Source organism: Mesorhizobium sp. M1A.F.Ca.ET.072.01.1.1 (genome assembly GCF_004023325.1).
Taxonomy (GTDB): domain Bacteria; phylum Pseudomonadota; class Alphaproteobacteria; order Rhizobiales; family Rhizobiaceae; genus Mesorhizobium.
Map to the genome: position 1 here is coordinate 1 of NZ_RZSF01000465.1, position 3,914 is coordinate 3,914.

Genomic DNA, 3,914 nt, shown 5'->3' on the forward strand with positions numbered 1-3,914 from the left:
GGCCATAAGAATCCTTGCCGCCGGAGAGCGCCACCAGCCAGCGCTCGCCGGGCTTGACCATGGCGAAGTCTTCGATCGCCTGGCGCGTGAGCCGCAGCAGCCGCTTGCGCAGCTTGTTGAACTCGACCGAAGATGGCGCGTCGCGGAACAGCGGATGGAATCCGCCGTCCGGCTCGTCGGCGATCGGCTCAAGCGATTTGACGTTTGGCAGCATATTCATGGCGCAGGTGCCCACGGTTCTGTTGCCGCTTCGCTTAGAGCATTTTGCAGCCAAGTGGAATCACTAGCCGTCGCGGAATTGCGGCTAAAAAATGACCAGGGTGGAATTGCCGCCCTGGCCGACGCGACAAACAAAGAAAAGGCCGCCTCGAGGGCGGCCTTGGATGGGTCTCGCCGATTAGTCGGATCAGCGCGAATAGAATTCGACGACCAGGTTCGGTTCCATCTGGACGGCGAACGGAACATCCGCCAGGCCGGGAACGCGGTTGTAGGTCGCGGTCATCTTGTTGTGGTCGGCCTCGATATAGTCCGGCACGTCACGCTCGGCCAAGCCTACCGATTCCAGCACGATGACGAGCTGCTTCGACTTCTCGCGCACCTCGATGACGTCGCCCGGCTTGCAGCGGTACGAACCGATATTGGTGCGCCTGCCGTTGACGTTGACGTGGCCATGGTTGACGAACTGACGGGCCGCGAAGATGGTCGGCACGAACTTGGCGCGATAGACGATCGCGTCGAGACGCGACTCGAGCAGGCCGATCAGGTTCTCGGAGGTGTCGCCCTTGCGGCGGTTGGCTTCCTCATAAACTTTGCGGAACTGCTTTTCCGAAACGTCGCCATAGTGGCCCTTGAGCTTCTGCTTGGCGCGCAGCTGCAGGCCGAAGTCGGAAAGCTTGCCCTTGCGGCGCTGGCCATGCTGGCCGGGGCCGTATTCGCGCTTGTTGACCGGGGACTTCGGACGGCCCCAGATGTTTTCGCCGAGACGGCGGTCGATCTTGTATTTCGCGGATTCGCGCTTGCTCATCGCATTCCCTTTCAAAACGATATACCCGGAACCCCTTGGCTCCGGGTGAAGGAAACGCGCCCTCCTCTGGCCTCCGTTTTCGAGGCCTGACAGGGTTTCCCACGCAACGCGACGGAAAACCCACGGGACACGTCAGTTCGAACAAGACCGCCGACAGACTGGCTTCCGGTGAGGTCTTGCCCATGCAAAAGAAACCACCGGACGTCGCCGCCCGGTGTTGGTGGCCCTGTTAAACAGAGATCTAACCGGTGTCAAGGTCGTGATCGGCGACGCACCGGCTCTACCATTCTGCCGTCATGACGCCGGAGCCGGCGATGCCAAGGCATTGGCATCGCCGCAGGCAGATCCGCCACGTCGTGGCATGCCGCGGGTTTTTCTATCCAGGCACCAACTTGAGAGCCAGGCAGCCACAAAGTCAGGACTTTTTGCTAGGCAGTCCCTTGCGTTTGGTCTCGGCGAACTCCTCGAGTTGCTTCTCGCTCATGGACTCGTACATCTCGCGCGAAGCACCCTTAAGCTCGGTTTTCTTGGTCTCGCCGCGCTTGGCCGAAAGGGCCGCGCCGGCTGCCTTCTGTTGGGCTTGCGATTTGGCTGGCATGCGATTTCTCCCTGTGCGTGGTGGGAAGAGAAACGCTGCGGCGCTATCGCAGTTCCAGCTAGCGCGAGGTCAGCCCAAAGCCCTGGATGAGCCTGCGCGTGGCGAAATCCACCTTACCAGAGGTGAAGAGGGCGATATCGGGCTCGGTCTCGCCCGACGGTTCGCCGATAGGCTGCAGCAGCGACATGGCGCGCCGGGCAATGGCTTCCGCCGGATCGATCCAGTCGACCGGCCAGGGAGCGGTCTTGCGCATGCGGTTGGCCAGGAACGGATAATGCGTGCAGGCGAGCACGACGATGTCGGTGCGCTGCCCGTCGTGCTCGATGAAGCAGGGCGCGATCTCGGCGCGCACGGCTTCCTCGTCGACAAAACCTTCGCGCATATAGATCTCGGCCAATGCGGCAAGCCTGTCGCTGCCGACGAGCCGGACATGGCATTTCTGCGCCCATTTGCTGATCAGGTCACGCGTGTACTGGCGCTTCACCGTGCCCGGAGTCGCCAGCACCGAAACCAGGCCGGACCGCGTGCGCTCGGCCGCCGGCTTGATCGCGGGCACCGTTCCGACAAAAAGATGACCGGGAAATTTTTCCCGCAGCGCATCGATCACCAGGGTCGAGGCGGTGTTGCAGGCGATCACTGAGATCGCCGGCTGCAGACGGTCGAGCAATTTGCCGAACAGGGCGAGTATGTGCTCCTTGAGCGCCGGCTCTTCCCATGCGCCGTAAGGAAAAGCCGCGTCGTCGGCGACATAGACGAAGCGCCGATCCGGCATCAGGACGCGCGCCTCGCGCAGCACCGTCAGTCCGCCGACACCGGAATCGAACATCAGGATCGGACGCTGGTTTGATCGATCGTTCATTGTCATCCGACTACAGGAAGAAGCTGACCCGAGATTTGGCCAACCGCGCTTCTATCCTGAACGATCATGGTCTTGAAGTGGCAGATGCCAGCAGCTTTTGCGCAACTCAGAGCCCCCGCTTGCCGAAGCCGGCGGGTCGCGCCCGGCCAAACGGCTGCGGCGCCGGCGCCGGCGCCGGACGCGCGGGTTGCGCAGCAGTCCGTGGCGCAGCTGGAGCAACGCTCGCTGTCGCCCTCGCGGGGCGCGCCTCCGCCGGCAACGAGCCTTCAAAGTCGAAAGCCTCGGTCAGCTCATCGATGTTGCTGCCGGCCACAGGCTTTGCCCACAGGATCGTGCACCAGAGGCCGAATATGGCAAGGCCGAGCAGGTTCAGGCCACCGGGCGCGCTCTCAGGATTGCCGAAATCGATGACCAGAAGCGTTCCGGCCTGCAGCAATCCATAGATGCCGGAAAAGGCGATATAGGACCAGAGGATCCAGCCTGAACCATCGGCATCGCGGCTGCGGCGCCATGCGATGTTGCCGCGCAGCGCGACGAAGACGAGCGACACAACAAGCGCGGCGCCGGCCAGGCTTTGCCGCGACGGACCCGGCATCGAATTGATCAATCCCGCGAAGCCGGTCGTTGCGGCAATGCAGAGCACGATCGTTACCGCTTCCGCTATGAACAGACCTAGCGAATAGAAGAAGAAATGCAGACGGCCAATATTGGACGTAAACATCTGCTGCCCCATCGTTTCGAGAACGATGAACCAAACCGCATAATATTCGGTTACCTTGAAGGTTCGGAGCTTACGGATTTTAACTTTCTTTGTCCGTTGTTCGCTTGCGCGTAGCCGGCGCCCGCCTCGGATCATCCCCCGGTGAGCCGTCGCCGCGCGGCATTGCCGGCGAAAACCTGTGGAGCGACGAGATGATGCCGCGCAGCACCTTCAACTCGGGCTCAGCGAATCCCGCCCGCGTCAGCACGGCACGCAGATTGTCGACCATCTTAGGCCTCTTCTCTTCCGGGCGGAAATAGCCGCGCGCCTCGAGAGCGCCTTCGAGATAGGTGAACAGGCTGTGCAGCTGTTCCTTGGTCGCCGGAACGAGCTCCGGTCCGGCGAAGTTGGTCGCGGTCTCTTCGGCAAGGCCGGATTTCATCCATTCATAGGACATCAAAAGCACGGCCTGTGCGATGTTGAGCGAGGAGAAGCCGGGATCGACGGGAAAGGTGACGATCTCGTCAGCCAGACCAACCTCTTCATTGTAGAGGCCAAAACGTTCACGGCCGAACAGAATTCCGGTGCGCAGCCCCGCCTGCTCGCGGGCCCGGAGCGCCCTGCCCGCATCCACCGGACCGCGCACCGGTTTGAAGCCGTCACGCTCGCGGGCGGTGGTGGCGAAGACGAAGTTGAGGTCGGCCACTGCCGAGGCAAGGTCGTCGAACACCGT

At 62.1% G+C, this 3,914-nt stretch carries 5 protein-coding genes and 1 pseudogene; all 6 read right to left on the reverse strand.

Annotated elements, in window-relative coordinates:
* A pseudogene (locus tag EOA32_RS34280) lies at positions 1 to 214 on the reverse strand (tRNA 2-thiocytidine(32) synthetase TtcA); the annotation flags it as partial.
* Positions 215 to 406: 192 nt separating this feature from the next.
* A complete protein-coding gene (gene rpsD, locus EOA32_RS34285; protein WP_095825263.1) occupies positions 407 to 1,024 on the reverse strand; it encodes a 30S ribosomal protein S4 in 618 nt (205 codons plus the stop codon).
* A gap of 415 nt (positions 1,025 to 1,439) precedes the next feature.
* On the reverse strand, positions 1,440 to 1,622 hold the full coding sequence (locus tag EOA32_RS34290; protein WP_066995133.1) for a DUF3008 family protein: 183 nt from the start codon (positions 1,620 to 1,622) through the stop codon (positions 1,440 to 1,442).
* Between the two features lie 58 nt (positions 1,623 to 1,680).
* Positions 1,681 to 2,481 (reverse strand): glutamate racemase, encoded by an 801-nt coding sequence (gene murI / locus EOA32_RS34295; protein ID WP_067328310.1) that lies wholly within the window; start codon positions 2,479 to 2,481, stop codon positions 1,681 to 1,683.
* A 106-nt stretch (positions 2,482 to 2,587) separates the two neighbouring features.
* Positions 2,588 to 3,202: a hypothetical protein gene (locus tag EOA32_RS38995; RefSeq protein ID WP_176477828.1), complete on the reverse strand. Its 615-nt coding sequence runs from the start codon at positions 3,200 to 3,202 to the stop codon at positions 2,588 to 2,590.
* Between the two features lie 79 nt (positions 3,203 to 3,281).
* Positions 3,282 to 3,914 (reverse strand): RNA methyltransferase (locus tag EOA32_RS34305; protein ID WP_145971452.1); only part of this gene is annotated, 633 nt, incomplete at its 5' end.